The sequence below is a fragment of the Streptomyces sp. NPDC051569 genome (assembly GCF_044454085.1).
Lineage (GTDB): Bacteria > Actinomycetota > Actinomycetes > Streptomycetales > Streptomycetaceae > Streptomyces.
The window spans coordinates 143285-159457 of the sequence record NZ_JBITDJ010000013.1 but is presented as its reverse complement, the minus strand read 5'-3'; the positions used below and the strand labels follow the sequence as shown (position 1 = coordinate 159457).

Below are 16173 nucleotides of genomic sequence, written 5' to 3'. Positions count from 1 at the left end.
CCGCCGGGCGCCCCTTCGCGTGCCCCTCGTGGGGCCGCCGGTCAGTTCTTCTTCCCCGTGAACTCCTCGTACGCCGCGACGACCTCCGCCGCCGGGCCGTCCATCCGCAGCGTCCCCGACTCCAGCCACAGTGCCCGGTCACAGGTCTCGGTGATCGTTTTGTTGCTGTGGCTGACCAGGAAGACCGTGCCGGCCTCGGTGCGCAGTTCCGCGATGCGTTCCTGGCTGCGGCGCTGGAAGCGGGCGTCGCCGGTGGACAGCGCCTCGTCGATCAGCAGTACGTCGTGGCTCTTGGCGGCGGCGATCGAGAAGCGGAGCCGGGCGCCCATGCCCGACGAGTACGTCCGCATCGGCAGCGAGATGAAGTCGCCCTTCTCGTTGATCCCGGAGAACTCCACGATGTCGGCGTACCGTTCACGGACCTGCTCGCGTGACATGCCCATCGCGAGCCCGCCGAGGATCACGTTGCGCTCGCCGGTCAGATCGCTCATCAGCGCCGCGTTGACCCCGAGGAGCGAGGGCTGGCCCCGGGTGAAGATCTTGCCCCGCGTCGGTGGCAGCAGGCCCGCGACAGCCTTGAGCAGGGTCGATTTGCCGGAGCCGTTCGAGCCGATCAGGCCGATCGCCTCGCCCTTGTACGCGGCGAAGCTGACGCCCTTCACGGCGTGCACCTCGCGCACGCCGGGGGCCGCGCGCCGCGAGACGATCCGGCTCAGGGCGGAGGTGGCGCTGCCCCGGCCGCCCCGGGTGCCGTGGATCCGGTAGGTGATGTGGACCCCGTCCACGACGACGGTGGGGACGCGTTCGCCGGTGAGGGCGGGCTCGGTGCCGGGTTCGGTGGCGGGTTCGGTGGCCGGGCCGTTGACGGGCCCTGTGGCGGGTTCGGTGGTGGGGATGCGGTCAGGCACGTCCGTACTCCTCTTCGGCCTTCCAGAAGAACAGGAATCCGCCCGCCCCGACGAGCAGGGCCCAGCCGAGCGCGACCGCCCAGATGTGCGCCGGAAGCTGCTGGGCGGTGAAGCTGTCGATGAGCGCGAAGCGCATCAGATCGATGAAGACGGCGGCCGGGTTGTACTCCAGGGCCGCCCCGACGACATGCGGCAGCCGGCCGCCGCTGGTCACCTTCTCGACGCTCCACATCACCCCCGACATGTACATCCAGGTGCGCAGGATGAACGGTGTCAGCTGGGCGATGTCCGGGGTCCTGGCGGCCAGCCTCGCCACGATCATCGAGAGCCCGGCGTTGAACAGCGACTGGAGCGCCAGGACGGGCAGCGCCAGCAGCCAGCTGAGCCCCGGGTACTGCCCGAAGCAGACCAGGATCACGGCCAGCGCGCCCATGGAGAACAGCAACTGCTGGAGCTGCTGCAGAGCGAGCGCGATCGGCAGGGCGGCGCGCGGGAAGTGCAGCGCGCGGACGAGGCCGAGATTGCCGGAGATCGCGCGGGTGCCCGCCATGACCGAGCTGGAGGTGAAGGTCCAGATGAAGACCCCCGTCACGAGGAAGGGGATGAAGTCGGGCACGCCGCGCTTGGTGTTGAGCAGCACACCGAAGATGAAGTAGTAGACCGTCGCGTTGAGCAGCGGGGTCATGATCTGCCAGATCTGGCCGAGCTTCGCCTGGCTGTACTGGGAGGTCAGCCGGGCGGTGGCGAAGGCGGTGACGAAATGCCGCCGCGACCAGAGCTGCCGGACGTACGCGCGGAGGGTGGGCCTGGCCCCGCTCACGGTCAGCCCGTGCCGCAGGGCGAGGGCCCTGAGGTCCGTCCCGGACGGTTCGAGCACGGGCTTCGGGGCGGCCGCGCCGCGCTGGGTGGATGCGATTGTCTGGCTCACGGGTGTCGTCGCTTTCGACGGTGGCTGCGACATCGCTGACGACGGAACGGGTCCGTGTCGTCGCTACGTAGAGGTTAGGGCGCTTCCACGTCGCAACGCAACCGTTCCGTCGTCACGATGCCGTCGGGGCGTCGTGACGCTATGCTCGGTGCCCATGACCACGGATCCGCGCACCTCACGACGTGTCCCCGCCGGAGCCGCCGTGCTCCGGGAGGACGTGACCGACGCCATCCGTGCCGCCGTCTTCGAGGAACTGGCCGCCGTCGGATTCGCCAGGATGTCCATCGAGGGCATCGCGCGCCGGGCCGGCGTCGGCAAGACCGCCGTCTACCGCCGCTGGAAGTCCAAGCTCGCGCTCGTCGTGGACCTGGTCTCCGCGCTGGCGGTGCAGGGGCTGCCCGCGCCCGCGACCGGCTCGCTCCACGGCGACGTGCGCGCCCTGCTCGAAGTGGCGTCCCACACCCTGCGCCACCCCGTCGCCTCGCAGGTCATCCCGGATCTGCTGGTGGAGGCCGCCCGGCACCCGGAGATCTCCGAGGCGATCAAGGCGGCGCTGCTGGACGAGCAGCGGGGCATCGCGGCCGTGATCGTCCGGGAAGCGGTCGAACGCGGCGAGCTTCCCGAGGGAGCGGATCCCGACCGGGCCCTCGATCTGATCGTCGGACCGCTCTACTGGCGGCTGGTGGTCGTCCGCAGCGAACTGCCCGCGGGGTACCTCGACGACCTCGCCGCCTCGGCGGTCGCCGCGCTCGTCCGCCGGGACTGACGCCTGCCGCTCCTCAGGCGGTCGGGCCCCCGGCCGGGCCCTCATCCCGGTCAGCCGTTCAGCTCAGCCCCTCAGACCCTGCCGCTCAGGCACTCAGCCGCTCAGCCGCTCATCCGCTCGGCTCCCGACAGGCTCCTGCCGTCCTCCGACTGCCGTGGCACGAGGAGCGGCACCGGCGCCGGGGTGCGCTCCTGCTGCGGGAGCGGCACGGGCAGCCCCGCCGTCTCGCCCAGGAACACATGCCGTACGACGCGCTCCGCCGCCTGACCGTCGTCGTACGGGCAGAATCGCGCCCGGAACGCGGTGCGCAGCTGGGTGGAGCGTGAGCCGCGCCAGTGGCCCGAGGCGAAGATGTCGATCAGTTCGTCCTCGGTGCGCGCGGCCGCTCCCGGCGGGCAGTCCCGCAGGTCGAAGTAGGTGCCCCGGGCCGCCTCGTACGCCTCCCGGTCGGCGCAGTGCAGGACGATCGGCCGGTCGAGGTTGGCGTAGTCGAACATCAGCGACGAATAGTCCGTGAGCAGCGCGTCCGAGGCCAGGCAGAGGGCCTCCACCGACGGGTGCCCCGACACATCGAGGAGCCGGGCGTGCGAGGTGGGTCGGGGGGTGTAGGGCACCGGGGCGCCGTACACGTGGTGGGCGAGGGTCAGCAGCACGAAGCGCGGCCCCAGCGCCTCCGCCAGCCGCTCCGGATCCAGCGGGAGGCGCTGGGTGCGGCGGTAGTCGCGGTACGCCGGGGCGTAGAGGACGGCGGTGCTGTCCTCCGGGATGGCCAGCGAGGCCCGCAGCCGCGCCACGTCGTCCGCCGTCGCGCGCTGGAAGACGTCGTTGCGCGGATGGCCGTATTCGAGCGTCGTACAGGACGTGGGATAGGCCCTCTCGCGGACCAGGGTGGAGTGACGGTTGGCCGAGAGGGAGTAGTCCCACCGGTCGGCGTCGGCGAGCAGCCGGCCGAAATCCGTGTCGCGCGCCGCCGCCGGGCGGTCCAGCAGATCGAGCCCCACCGACGTGAGCGGGGTCCCGTGGTGCGTGCGGAGCAGGATCTGCCGGGGGCGCTTGATCAGCCGCTGGTCGAAGTCCGCGTTGTTGACGAGGTACTTGGCGCGGGCCAGCGCCGTCCAGTAGGCGAAGGTGCCCGGGCGCAGCCGGCGGGTGGCGGCCGGGACGGTGTGTTCGTGCGCGGCGCCGGCGATCCAGGCGGTCCGCAGGTGCGGCACCAGTTCGCGCACTTTCGCCTCGATGGCCGCCGGGTCGCAGGTGTAGCCGCTGTTCCCGTACGCCGCGAAGACCGCCAGGCCCGCCTGGACCGGCAGGCGTCGCTGGAGGCCGTAGTGGAGCAGCAGCGCCGCCTGGCGTACGGCCCTGAGCAGTGCGGTCGCCGGACGTGCGGCGGCGTCCCGCAGGCGTCCCGCGCTCCGCAGCACGCGGTACGTCCGGTGGGCGCCGAGCCGCAGCAGTGCGTGCCGGGGCCCGGCCCGGAGCCCCGCCTGGAGGACCGCTCGGAGACTCACGCGGGCCTTGTTACGGGCCGGGGGCAGGATGCCCGGGGCGCGGTAGCGGCGGTGCCGGGCGCGGGCGCGGCGGAAGAACGCGCCGTGGCTGCCGCGCGGCAGGAGTCCGTCCGTGCCGGCCAGGGCCGCGAAGTGGTCGAGCATCCGCCGGTGCAGTACCGGACGCCAGTGGGCCAGGGCCGGCTGTCCCGCGACGAACGCGAAGACCCGGTCGTACTGCTCGAAGAGGTCGAAGTGGCCGCGCCCGGTGGCGAGATGGCCGGGATCGGCGGCGGACAGTACGAGACGGCGCTGCCGGTCGTGCACGCACACCCGGTCCACCGTGGCGATCGACCCGGCCGTCATCAGCACCGGATAGGCCCAGCCGGTGTCCGTGTGGTGCCCGGGCGGGAAGGCGAAGCCGGCGCCCTCGACGAACGCGCGGCGGTACGCCTTGTTCGAGGCGGCGACCAGGAACATCAACAGGTCCGGCCGCTCGATCAGTTGGCGGAAAGACGACGCGTCCTCGGTGAGCGGGGCGGCGAAGGTGTTCCGTACGGTCTCGCCCGACCAGTCCGTACGCGCGTAGTCGTAGACCAGCACATCGGGGCCGCCCGACTCCTCGATCCGGTCCGCGAGGCAGCGCAGCGCGCCCGGCGCGAGCGTGTCGTCGCCGTCGAGGAAGAGCACGTAGTCACCGGTGGCGCGGGCCAGCCCGGCGTTGCGCGCCGGACCGAGGCCGCTCTTCCCGGGGAGATGGAGCGCGGTGATCCGGTGGTCGCGGGCGGCGAACTCGTCGACGAGAGCGCCACAGGCGTCGGGCGAGCAGTCGTCCACCGCGATGAGTTCCAGGTCGTCGAAGGTCTGGGTCAGGACCGACCGCAGGCAGTCCGCCAGGTACGCCTGGACCTTGTACGCGGGGACGATGACGCTGAACCGGGGCATGGCCCGGGAACGGCCGGTGGAGTGACCTGGTTACGCCGGACGTGGCATACGGGGGACGCGGCGGGCGGGGGGGACGCGGAGGGGCGCACATGAGCCGGGGGACGCGGGCGGGGGGACACGCGGCCTGATCCGCCGCGCGTCCCCCCGTACGACCCCGTACGACCCCGTACGCCCATCGTGGTGGGCTACTTGACGGCTCCCGCCATCACGCCGGAGACGAACTGCCGCTGGAACGCGAAGAACACGACCAGCGGGATCACCATCGAGACGAAGGCGCCGGGCGCCAGCACATCGATGTTGTTGCCGAACTGCCGTACCTGCTGCTGGAGTGCGACGGTGATCGGCGGGTTCTTGGAGTCCGCGAAGATCAGCGCGACCAGCATGTCGTTCCAGACCCAGAGGAACTGGAAGATGCCGAGCGAGGCGATCGCGGGACCGCCGAGCGGCATCACCACCCGCGTGAACAGCCGTATCTCGCCAGCGCCGTCGAGCCGCGCCGCCTCCAGCAGCTCCCTCGGGATCTCCGCGAAGAAGTTCCGCAGCAGGAAGATCGCGAAGGGCAGACCGAAGGCGACATGGAAGATGATCACGCCGAAGGTGGTCTCGAAGATGCCGAGGAAACCGAACAGCTTCGAGACCGGCACCAGCGCGACCTGCACCGGGACCACCAGCAGCCCGACGACCACCAGGAACCACCAGTCGCGACCGGGGAAGTCCATCCAGGCGAAGGCGTATCCGGCGAGCGAGCCGATCACCACGACCAGCAGGGTCGCCGGGACGGTGATCATGATGGTGGAGAACAGCGAGTTGGTGATGGTGTCGTTGTCGAGGAGCCGCGAGTAGTTCTCGGTGGTCAGCTGGGCGGGGGCGGTGAACACCTTCCACCAGCCCGTCGCGGCGATGTCCTTCGCGTCGCGCAGCGAGGAGATGAGCAGCCCGATCGTCGGCATCAGCCAGAACAGGCCGACCAGGATCAGGAAGACCCGCATCACCCCGCCGCCCGCCCGGGCCGCGACGCGGCCAGCGAGGGACTGCTCCGCCTTGACCGCGGTGTCGTTCGTGGTCATCGGCGGGTCTCCTTCCGCATGCGCCGTACGTTGAACAGCATCACCGGGATGACCAGCAGGAGCAGCAGCACGGCGATGGCGCTGCCGACGCCGAGGTCCGCGTCCGTGCCGAAGGACGAGCGGTAGAGCTGGAGCGCCAGCACGTTCGCGTCGTCCTGGGACGAGCCCGGCGCGATGATGAAGACCAGGTCGAAGATCTTCAGGACATTGATCATCAGGGTGACCATGACGACCGCGAGGACCGGCGCCAGCAGCGGCACGGTGATCTTGCGGAAGACCTGCCACTCGTTGGCGCCGTCCACCCGGGCGGCTTCCATGAGTTCACGTGGCACGCTCGCCAGCCCCGCCGCGATGAGGACCATCGCGAACCCGGCCCACATCCACAGATAGCTGCCGATGATGGCGGGGGTGACCAGCGAGGGGCCGAGCCAGTCGACGCCGTTGTAGGGCTCCCGGAAGTTGTCCGGGCCCAGCCGCAGCTGGGCGCCGTCGGCCACGGCCGGCAGGCTGAACGTACCGTCGGCGCCCGCGGTCGCGGAGGCGACGACCTTGCCGCCCTTGACCGCCTCCACCTTGATGCCCTTGAGCCCCAGCTCCTCGGCGTCGATGACGTTCGGCTTGCCGCCGCCGCCCTTGGTGAAGTCCAGCCAGGCGGTGCCGGTGACCCGGCCGTCCGCCGGCTCCGCGGCCTTGGCCGGCCGCGCGTCGGACGGCATCTTGGCCGGTGCCACACCCACCAGCGGCAGCAGGACCTCGGTGCCCGCGTGTACAGGCTCCTTGGTGACGAACGAGCCGCCGCCCCCGGCCGTCAGCGGATGCACCGGCAGCGGATGCGCCTTGGGGAAGCCGGCCGACTCGTTGAACGTGTCGTGCACACCCACCCAGACCGCGTTGGCGATCCCGCGCTCCGGGTCCTGCTCGTACACCAGCCGGAAGATGATCCCCGAGGCGAGCATCGAGATCGCCATCGGCATGAAGACGACCAGCTTGAACGCTGTTCCCCAGCGCACCCGTTCGGTGAGTACGGCGAACATCAGCCCGAGGGCCGTGGCGACGGTCGGCGCCACCACCACCCAGATCAGGTTGTTCTTGACCGCCGTGAGGATGGTGTCGTCCGTGAAGATCTCGACATAGTTCCCGAGCCCGGCGAAGCTGTCGCCCGACTTGTCGAAGAAGGACCGGTAGACGGAGAACCCGATCGGGTAGACCACGAGCGCGCCCAGCAGCACCAGCGCGGGCAGCAGAAAGCCGACCGCGACGAGCTTGCGACTGCCGGTCACGCTCTTGCGCTTCTCATCGACGGGGGGCACCGTCGTGGTGGTGCCCCCCGTGACCGCTGACGTCATCCCGTCAGCTCTGGTACGCCTTGGCCGCGTCCGACTCCAGCTGCTGCTGGGCCTTCGCGACGTCCTTCGGGTTCTTCAGGAAGTCCTGGAGAGCCTTCCACTCGCCCTTGCCGGGCGTACCGCCGAACGACTGCGGCATCTGGTCCGACATGTCGAAGCGGAAGTCGTCACCCGCGGAGATCAGCGCCTTGGCGATGTCACGCTGCACGTCGTTCGGGTACGCGCCGAAGTCCAGGGCCTTGTTCGGCGAGACGAAGCCGCCCGCCTCCGCCCAGATCTTCGCGGCGTCCGTGGACGCCAGGAAGGTCAGCAGCGCCTGCGCGCCCTTGGTGTCCTTGAGCGCCACGGCCGCGTCGCCGCCGGTCACCACCGGGGCGTCCGGGCCGACCGCCGGGAACGGGAAGACCTTGGCATCCGTGCCGATCTTGGCCTCGGTCTGCGCGATGTTGACGCCGACGAAGTCACCCTCGAAGACCATCGCGCCCTTGGGCTGGTCGCCGCCGGTGAAGGTCTGGGTCACGGACGCCGGGAACTCCGTCTGGAGCGCGCCGTCCGCGCCGCCCGAGATCAGGTTCGGCTTGCCGAAGAGCTGGCCGAGGGTGGTCAGCGCGTCCTTGACGGAACCGTCGGTCCACTTGATCTTGTGCTGGGCCAGCTCGTCGTACTTCTCCGGGCCCGCCTGGGAGAGATAGACGTTCTCGAACCAGTCGGTGAGGGTCCAGCCGTCCGCGCCGCCGACCGAGACCGGGGTGACGCCCGAGGCCGAGATCGTCTCGGCGGTCGACAGGAAGTCCTTCCAGGTCTTGGGGGCGGACGCGCCCGCGTTCTCGAACGCCGCGTTGTTGTACCAGACCAGCGACTTGTTGGCGGCCTTGAAGTACACGCCGTACTGCGTGCCGTCCACCGCGCCGAGGTCCTGCCAGCCCTTGCCGTAGTTCTTCTCCAGCTGCGCCTTCGCCTCGGCGCCGGCCGGCTTGGCCCACTTCTTCGCCACGGCCTGCTGGATCGCGCCGACCTGCGGGAGCATCGCCACATCCGGCGGGCTGCCACCGGCTATCTTCGTGCCGAGGAAGTTGACGATCGGGTCCTGCGCGGGCACGAAGGTGACGGTCGCCCCCGTGCGCTTCTCGAACTCCTTCAGGACCTTCGTGAAGTTCTCCTGCTCGGGGCCGGTCCAGACGGCCGCGACCTCGATCTTCTCGCCGGTCAGCTTGGGCAGTTCGACGCTTGCCGCCGGCGTCTTGGCCGGAGCGGCGTCCGTGCCCTTGTCGTCCTTCGAGTCGCCACCGCAGCCCGTGAGGACCACGGCGCCGACGGCGACGATCGCCACGGCCGCCCTGCGCGTGCCGAGCCCCGTCCGGCGTGCGCCAAGAGCCTTACTTTTTGTGCGAGTTGTGCCCATCACTGCCCCGTCTCTCCCGTGTGCGTACGGATCTACGCATGCGGAACGGCGACGCGGCCAAGACGTGGCGGCGTCGCTGTCGTCCCGTCGGGACAGTCCTATGCCCGGGACTCCCGGCCCGCAAGACCGTTCAGGCCGTCAACTCATTGATCGTAATGGGCTCGTGACGTGCCATGACGGACGTAAAGGGATCTTCAGGGGTGAGCCGGTGTCAGCGGTGCCAGCGGTACGGCGTCGACGGACCGGGCGGCCCGCTCCAGCGCGCTGGCGAGAAGCGCGAGATCCGTCGGGCCGTTGCCGAGTTCCCGGACCGGGCGGCGGGCCGGCGGATCACCCATCCGCTCCCACTCCAGCGGCACCACCGTCGGCCGCTGGGTCGCCGTACGGGGGATGCGGCCCGTCACCCGGCCTGCCTGGAAGGGGGTCACCCGGTTGTCCGGGTGGCCGAGCCGGCCACGGCCCGGAGCCGGATCGTCCGGGGCGGGCGCGGCCGGCGGCGCGTCCAGCACGATCCGCAGCCGCGCGCCCTGCGCCAGCTCCGTGTCCACCGTGCGGTCGGGGCGGCCCGAGGTCGCGACGAGATGGACACCGAGGCGCTCGCCCTCGCGAGCCACGGCCTCCAGGGCCCTGACGACGGAACCGGCGGCGGGACGCCCGGGGCTGCCGAGCGCCGGGGCGGTCAGGGCGTCGAAGTCGTCCACCAGCACGACGAGCCGGGGCAGGTGGACATGGTCCTGCTCCCGTCCCGCACGGCCTCCGGCGGACCGGAGCCCGGGCAGGCTGTCGGCCGGCCGGTCCGGGCGGGGCTGGTCCGGGCGGGGCTGATCCGCGCGGTGGCGGCCGGTCCGCTGCTCGGTGACGCTCGGCGGGCGCTGGCCGATCATCCGCTCCGACACCTCCTGCCGGATGTGCCACTCGGCGAAGTCCAGCCGTCCCAGCAGCTCGGAGCGGCGTTTCAGCTCGGCCCCCAGCGCCTGGGCGAACTGCCGCATCCTGACCGGGTCGGACGCGATCAGATGCTCGGTGACGTGCGGCAGCTCCGTGCAGGCGGCCAGCCCGTCGCCGCGCTCGCCCCCGGCGCCGTCGACCAGCAGCAGTCCCAGCCGGTCCGGGCGGTCCGCGGCGGCCAGGGAGGCGGCGACCGAGCGGAGCAGCTCCGTACGGCCACTGCCGGCGGGACCCTCGATCAGCAGATGCGGGCCCTCCTGCGTCAGATCGACGCTCAGCGGGCCGCGCGGCCCGGCGCCGAGCACCACCGTGCAGCTTCCGGTTCCGCTGCGGTCGGCGGCCGAGGCCCAACGGGCCAGCAGGGAAGCCGGGGTGGCGCGGGCCAGCCCCAACTCGTCCAGCAGCCTCGACGATCGCGGAAGCGCGGCGGCCGGCCGTCCCTGGCCGCCGCCGGCGGAGGTACGCAGGGGTGCCAGCGCCCGGGCGAACCGCTCCGCCCAGGCCGGGGAGACCGCGTCCACGACGGCGACCGTGCCGTGTCCCGCCGACTGCCCCACCGTCGTACGCAGCAGCCGCAGCGCGGTCGCCACATCGCCGCTGAGCAGGGCCACGGCCCCGCACTCGCGGAACGGGAGCGAGGCCGCGCACGCCGCCTCGTACGTCGCGGCGACCGGAGAGAGCGGCGAGGCGGCCGGGGTCTCGGCCAGACAGATCAGATGGATGCCGGCGGCGGCGCCCGCGCCCGCCAGCCGCGCCGTCGTCTCGCGCAGCGCCGCCGAACCCGGGTCACCGTCGACGATCACCACGGTGTACGGCCCGTCGTGGTGGGCGGCGGCGGCCGCCACGGCTCCGGCGTCGGCCGAGGCCCAGCCGGGTCCCAGCGGTCCTTCGTCGAGGCGGCGGGTCAGCTCGGCGGTCCTGGCGCCTGCCTGGTCGCGGTCGTAGGCGAGCAGCAGCCGGCAGTCCTGGCCGTGGGCGGGCCGCACGTGCGGCAGCCAGCCGAGCCACTTCCACTCCTGTCCGCGCTGCTCCGGGCTCCTCGCCCGGTCCGTGCTGATCAGCACGATCTCCAGGTCGGCGGGGGAGTGCAGCGCGGCCAGCTGGGCCACGGCGGCTCTGGTCAGACCGGTCAGCCGCTCCCTGGGCCCCGCCAGACCGAGCGAACCCGCTTCGCGCAGCCCGACGGTCACCGGCGCGGAGCGCAGCGGCCCCGGTCCTCCGGAGGCCGGGCCGTCCGCCGTGCCCAGCCGGATGACGAGCGCCTCGGCATGGCGGCTGTCCCGCTCCCACAGCCGGGGGCCGGGACAGAGAGCGGTCAGCAGCACCGCCGCCGGGTCCGGCCAGATGTCCGGGCGGGCTGCCCGTCCCTCGGTCGCGGCGGCGTCGGCCGGGGAGCCGCCGGGGACGGCCTCCGGGATCTCGTCCTCGCGGCCGCCGGTGAGCCGCCGGGCCCAGGCGCCTATGCCACCGCGCCGGGGCGCGCTGTCGTCCTCGGGGGGCTCCGGCGCGCGCGCTGCCGTCCGCAGCGTCCTGCTGTGCGGCTGGGCACCGTCCGCGCCGTCCGCCGGGTCCAGCGCGGCGGTTCGGCTGTGCGTCGTGTCCGGGGTAGCGGGCACGGGGGCGCGCAAGCCGGGGCGCGTTTCGTCCGTGCCGCGCGCGCCGGGCACGCGGGGGGAGTCCGGGGCGGCGTCGTACCGGGTGGTCGGTGTGTTCGGTCTGCTTGGTCTGCTTGGTCTGCTCGGTGTGGCCGGTGTGGCCGGTGCGCGAGGGGCGAGGTCCGGGCTCCCGGCGCCGTACGGCCGGCCCTGGCGGCTCTCCCCGCGATCCGGCGCCTCGCCGGCCGCGACCGGGCCCGGACGCGCGCCGAGGGCGCCGAAGGCGGTCCCGGGTGCTCCGTCGCCGCTTTCCCCGGCGTGCGGGAGCGCCCCCGGACGATCCGCCCCCGGACGGCCGATCCGCAGGTGTCCCTCGCCGTCCGGGGTGGTGGCCAGCACGGCCGGCCGCGCGCCGGTGGTGAGCCGGAGCGCGGACTCGCCGAGCCGCAGAAGCGCGCCCGGGGCCAGCCGGACCGGCCGGTCACCCACGGCGACGCCCTCCAGCGTCGTGCCGTTCGTCGACGAGAGATCCGCGACCGAGACCCGGCCGTCCTCCCCGACCGTCACCGCGCAGTGGAGCCGGGAGACGTCCGGGTCGTCCAGGGGCACGTCCGCCTCGGCGGAGCGGCCGATCCGGATCTTCCCGCCGTGCAGCAGATGGACCCCGCCCGCGTCCGGGCCCGCCACCACGTGGAGCTGGGCCGGGGCGTCCTCGGTGGGGATGTCGTCCGGTCCCGGGACCTGGAGGGAGAGCACCGCGCCGTCGATCAGCGGCGGCTCACCCAGGGCGCAGCGCTGTGCGTCGAGCCGCTCCCGTCCCGAGTACAGGACGACGGTGCCGGAGGCGTCGGGTCCCGCGGCGGCGGTCGCGAGGCCGGAGGCGACGGCGGCCAGCGCCGTCCCCGCCGGGGCGGTGACGAGCACGTCGCACGCGCGCCTGGCGGCATGGCCGCCGCGCGGCGCGAGGACGGTCAGCCGGATCTGCATCGCCGTCAGCGGTCCCTTCTGCGCGGGGTGCCCGGCAGGGGAACTGCCCTGTGATTCCCCCCACCACACACGGACGCGTGGTCCGGTACAGGTCGGCACAGCCGGTGTCGCCCCCGCTCCACACGTCCGTGCTGGGGGCATCCTCGCACCTGCCACCGACAACACGCCCGGGGGCCACGGACAAGTGATCTTGAATGGTCGGCTGTGGGTGCAAAAGTGCCTGCTTGGGTGCTGCTTCGTCCCGTCTTCTCGTCGTTGATGTCCTGTTGATGTCATGTCTGGTGTCCTGTTGATGTCCTGGGGGGCGGCCGTCCGGCGGTGGTGCGGCAACCAACCGCGCCGGGCGCGCGTCTTTGCCTCCGCACGCGACCTGGTGGCGGTGGAAGACGGCCGGCCGGTGGCTCGTCGGCCGGACCAGGACCGGGACCGGCCGGTGACCGGGGCCGGGCGGCCGTCACCGGTTCGCGACGCCGCCCCCGGATCACCGGCCCGTCTACAGTGGGTCGGAAACCCGTGGCCGGGGGCCACGGGGCGACCACGATCAGCAGGGAGCGCATGACGTGCGGCCGGTAGGCAGCAAGTACCTGCTCGAGGAGCCGCTCGGACGCGGCGCCACGGGCACCGTCTGGCGAGCCCGCCAGCGCGAGACCGCGGGTGCCGAGGCGGCCGTGGCGGGCCAGCCCGGCGAGACCGTCGCGATCAAGGTCCTCAAGGAGGAGCTGGCGAACGACGCGGATGTGGTGATGCGCTTCCTGCGCGAGCGCTCCGTCCTGCTGCGCCTCACGCACCCCAACATCGTGCGCACCCGCGACCTGGTCGTCGAGGGCGATCTCCTCGCGCTCGTGATGGACCTGGTCGAAGGCCCTGACCTGCACCGCTACCTCCGGGAGAACGGCCCCTTCAGCCCGGTCGGCGCGGCCCTGCTGACCTCCCAGATCGCGGACGCGCTCGCCGCCAGCCACGCCGACGGCGTCGTCCACCGCGACCTCAAGCCCGCCAACGTCCTCCTGAGGAACGACGGCGAGAGCCTGCACCCGATGCTCACCGACTTCGGCATCGCGCGCCTCGCGGACTCCCCGGGCCTGACCCGTACGCACGAGTTCGTCGGCACCCCCGCCTATGTCGCGCCGGAGTCCGCCGAGGGCCGCCCGCAGACCTCCGCCGTCGACATCTACGGCGCGGGCATCCTGCTGTACGAACTGGTCACGGGGCGCCCGCCGTTCGCCGGCGCGACCGCCCTCGAAGTGCTCCACCGCCATCTCAGCGAGGAGCCCCGGCGTCCGACCACCGTGCCCGAGCCGCTGTGGACGGTGATCGAGCGCTGCCTGCGCAAGGACCCGGACCAGCGGCCCAGCGCCGAGAACCTCGCCCGCGCCCTGCGGGCCGTCGCCTCCGGCATCGGCGTGCACTCCACGCCCGCCCAGGTCGACGCGGCGCTCGGCGTCGGCGCGCTGCTCGCCCCCGACCCGGCGCCCGCGCCGGTGCCCGGGACACCGGGCGCCGCCGACCCGACGCAGGTGCTGCCGGGCAACGCGGGTGCGGGCATGGGGATGTACGACCCGAACGCCGCGACCAGCTTCATCTCCTCGGCCGGTCCCGGCGGGCCGGGCTTCGGCGCCGATCCGACCTCGGTCATGCCGCCCGTACCGCCGCGTACCGAGGAGGCCGAGCCGGAGGGGCCGCACCCCTGGCAGAGCCAGCTGCAGGCGGCCCGCGACCGTAACGAGCAGACGCAGGTCCAGTACCTCGACCCGAGCCAGGACCCGCTGCGCCGCCGCCCGCAGCGCCGGCAGCCCCCGGCCCAGCAGTCGCAGCAGCCCGCCCGCCAGCACCAGCAGCCCCAGCCGCCACGGCAGCAGTACGCCCCGCCGGCCCAGCAGCAGCCGCAGCCGCCCCAGCGGCAGCGGTACGAGCCGCAGCCCCAGCAGCGGCAGTACGCGCCCCCGCAGCCGCCGCCCCCGCAACCGGCGTCCCGCGAGCCGCGCGCGCCCCGGCAGCGGACCGCGAATCCCATGCGGATCCCGGGCCTGGGCTGTCTCAAGGGCTGCCTGTTCACCGTCATACTGCTCTTCGTCGCCGGCTGGCTGGTCTGGGAGCTGACCCCGCTCCAGGGCTGGGTGCACCAGGGCCAGGGCTACTGGACCACCATCGGCGACGCGATCTCGAAGGTCGCCGGCTGGATCTCGGATCTGGGTGGCGGCGGCTCGAACTCCGGCTGAGCGAAGGCCGCCTGAGCAAAGGCGGCCAGAACGAAGGCCGCCTGAGCGAAGACCCCTGAACGAACCCTGGGGGACGACCCCCGAAACTCCTCTTTACCCCTGTTCACCCCCTATTTCCCCCACAGAAGTGAGGGCCGGCGCCGACCGGGGCACGCAGCACCCCGGCGCCCGCGTACGTTGTGGGCAACGCCAGCCGCTGAGGGAGCAGTCTTGGCACGGAATATCGGCAGCCGGTACACCGCCCACCAGATTCTCGGACGGGGCAGCGCCGGCACGGTGTGGCTCGGCGAGGGGCCCGACGGCCCCGTCGCGATCAAGCTCCTGCGTGAGGATCTCGCGTCCGACCAGGAGCTGGTCGGACGCTTCGTCCAGGAGCGCACCGCCCTGCTCGGGCTCGACCACCCCCGGGTGGTCGGCGTCCGCGATCTCGTCGTCGACGGCAATGACCTGGCGCTCGTCATGGAGCTGGTCCGCGGCACGGATCTGCGCACCCGCCTCGACCGCGAGCGCCGGCTCGCCCCCGAGGCCGCCGTCGCGATCATCGCCGACGTCGCCGACGCCCTCGCGGCCGCGCACGCCGCCGGGGTCGTCCACCGCGACGTCAAGCCCGAGAACATCCTGCTCGACATGGAGGGCCCGCTCGGCCCCGGCGGCGCGCATCCCGCCCTCCTCACCGACTTCGGTGTCGCCAAGCTGATCGACACCCCGCGCCGCACCAAGGCCACCCGGATCATCGGCACCCCGGATTATCTGGCGCCCGAGATCGTCGAGGGCCTGCCGCCGCGCGCCGCCGTCGACATCTACGCGCTGGCCACCGTCCTGTACGAACTCCTCGCCGGCTTCACCCCCTTCGGCGGCGGCCACCCCGGGGCCGTACTGCGCCGCCATGTCACCGAGACCGTCGTCCCGCTGCCCGGCATCCCCGAGGAGCTGTGGCAGCTGCTCGTCCAGTGCCTGGCGAAGGCCCCGGCCTCGCGGCTGCGCGCCTCGGAGCTGGCGGCCCGGCTGCGCGAGCAGCTGCCGCTGCTCGCCGGCATCCCGCCCCTGGACGTCGACGAGCCCGACGCGGAGCCCGCCGAGCGGCCGTACGAGGAGCGGCGTCCCGAGGCTCCCGAGGAGCCGCGCCGCCGTGGCGCGGTCCCGCTCGTCCCGGGCTCGGCTCCCGACTCCAACCGGGACACCCACACGAGCATGCGTGTCCCGGCCCCGGACGAACTGGCGGGCGGCGCGCGCGGCACGGCCCGCGCGCCCCGTTCCCCGGGCCAGCGCCGCCCCGGATCAGCCCGCCACAAGGCCGGGGCGGTCCGCAAGCGCCGGATCACCCTCGGCGCGGCGGCGGTCCTGCTGATCGCCGGACTGGGCGCGGGCGGCTGGCTGGCCATGAGCGGCGACGGTCCGGACGAGCCTCCTCGGGACGACTCCCGGCACACGACGTCCCCGGCGCCGTAGGCCCCCGTAAGGGCCTGTCGGGTGGCCTTCGATCGGCCTGATCAGCGGTCCCCCGGCAGGCTCTGAGGCGGCGGTCCCGCAACGGTCCGGTGAGCGGGGGATGGGTTCCCCCGCTCAGCCGTTACG

At 72.9% G+C, this 16173-nt stretch carries 10 protein-coding genes; 3 read left to right on the top strand and 7 right to left on the bottom strand.

The window, feature by feature from the left end:
* Positions 1-41 precede the first annotated feature (41 nt).
* Complete coding sequence (locus ACIBAE_RS19830; RefSeq protein WP_399286993.1) at positions 42-785, bottom strand: ABC transporter ATP-binding protein; 744 nt, start codon at positions 783-785, stop codon at positions 42-44.
* A 115-nt stretch (positions 786-900) separates the two neighbouring features.
* Positions 901-1869, bottom strand: a complete 969-nt coding sequence (locus ACIBAE_RS19825) for an ABC transporter permease (protein ID WP_399286926.1) — start codon at positions 1867-1869, stop codon at positions 901-903.
* 121 nt (positions 1870-1990) lie between these two features.
* Between ACIBAE_RS19825 and ACIBAE_RS19820 the strand changes: the two genes are divergently transcribed.
* Positions 1991-2602: a TetR/AcrR family transcriptional regulator gene (locus tag ACIBAE_RS19820; RefSeq protein ID WP_399286923.1), complete on the top strand. Its 612-nt coding sequence runs from the start codon at positions 1991-1993 to the stop codon at positions 2600-2602.
* Between the two features lie 101 nt (positions 2603-2703).
* Here the strand turns inward: ACIBAE_RS19820 and ACIBAE_RS19815 are convergent, their stop codons facing one another.
* The 5 genes from ACIBAE_RS19815 to ACIBAE_RS19795 all read right to left on the bottom strand — a co-directional run bounded on the left by ACIBAE_RS19815 (position 2704) and on the right by ACIBAE_RS19795 (position 12379).
* Complete coding sequence (locus ACIBAE_RS19815) at positions 2704-5034, bottom strand: CDP-glycerol glycerophosphotransferase family protein (protein WP_399286920.1); 2331 nt, start codon at positions 5032-5034, stop codon at positions 2704-2706.
* Between the two features lie 185 nt (positions 5035-5219).
* Entirely contained in the window at positions 5220-6101 is an 882-nt protein-coding gene (locus tag ACIBAE_RS19810) for a carbohydrate ABC transporter permease (protein WP_399286917.1), read from the bottom strand.
* Positions 6098-7447: a carbohydrate ABC transporter permease gene (locus tag ACIBAE_RS19805; RefSeq protein ID WP_399286914.1), complete on the bottom strand. Its 1350-nt coding sequence runs from the start codon at positions 7445-7447 to the stop codon at positions 6098-6100. The genes ACIBAE_RS19810 and ACIBAE_RS19805 overlap by 4 nt, the downstream gene beginning before the upstream one ends.
* 4 nt (positions 7448-7451) lie before the next feature.
* On the bottom strand, positions 7452-8849 hold the full coding sequence (locus ACIBAE_RS19800) for an ABC transporter substrate-binding protein (RefSeq protein WP_399286912.1): 1398 nt from the start codon (positions 8847-8849) through the stop codon (positions 7452-7454).
* Positions 8850-9043: 194 nt separating this feature from the next.
* Positions 9044-12379 (bottom strand): FtsK/SpoIIIE domain-containing protein, encoded by a 3336-nt coding sequence (locus tag ACIBAE_RS19795; RefSeq protein ID WP_399286909.1) that lies wholly within the window; start codon positions 12377-12379, stop codon positions 9044-9046.
* A gap of 560 nt (positions 12380-12939) precedes the next feature.
* Between ACIBAE_RS19795 and ACIBAE_RS19790 the strand changes: the two genes are divergently transcribed.
* Positions 12940-14598 (top strand): serine/threonine-protein kinase, encoded by a 1659-nt coding sequence (locus tag ACIBAE_RS19790; RefSeq protein ID WP_399286906.1) that lies wholly within the window; start codon positions 12940-12942, stop codon positions 14596-14598.
* Between the two features lie 210 nt (positions 14599-14808).
* Positions 14809-16047, top strand: a complete 1239-nt coding sequence (locus ACIBAE_RS19785) for a protein kinase (RefSeq protein ID WP_399286903.1) — start codon at positions 14809-14811, stop codon at positions 16045-16047.
* Positions 16048-16173 lie beyond the last annotated feature (126 nt).

Bases quoted from the DNA above. Each gene is read 5' to 3' on its own strand.
- ACIBAE_RS19825 (WP_399286926.1), bottom strand. From the start codon at position 1,869: ATGTCGCAGCCACCGTCGAAAGCGACGACACCCGTGAGCCAGACAATC.
- ACIBAE_RS19820 (WP_399286923.1), top strand. From the start codon at position 1,991: ATGACCACGGATCCGCGCACCTCACGACGTGTCCCCGCCGGAGCCGCC.
- ACIBAE_RS19815 (WP_399286920.1), bottom strand. From the start codon at position 5,034: ATGCCCCGGTTCAGCGTCATCGTCCCCGCGTACAAGGTCCAGGCGTAC.
- ACIBAE_RS19810 (WP_399286917.1), bottom strand. From the start codon at position 6,101: ATGACCACGAACGACACCGCGGTCAAGGCGGAGCAGTCCCTCGCTGGC.
- ACIBAE_RS19805 (WP_399286914.1), bottom strand. From the start codon at position 7,447: ATGACGTCAGCGGTCACGGGGGGCACCACCACGACGGTGCCCCCCGTC.
- ACIBAE_RS19800 (WP_399286912.1), bottom strand. From the start codon at position 8,849: ATGGGCACAACTCGCACAAAAAGTAAGGCTCTTGGCGCACGCCGGACG.
- ACIBAE_RS19795 (WP_399286909.1), bottom strand. From the start codon at position 12,379: ATGCAGATCCGGCTGACCGTCCTCGCGCCGCGCGGCGGCCATGCCGCC.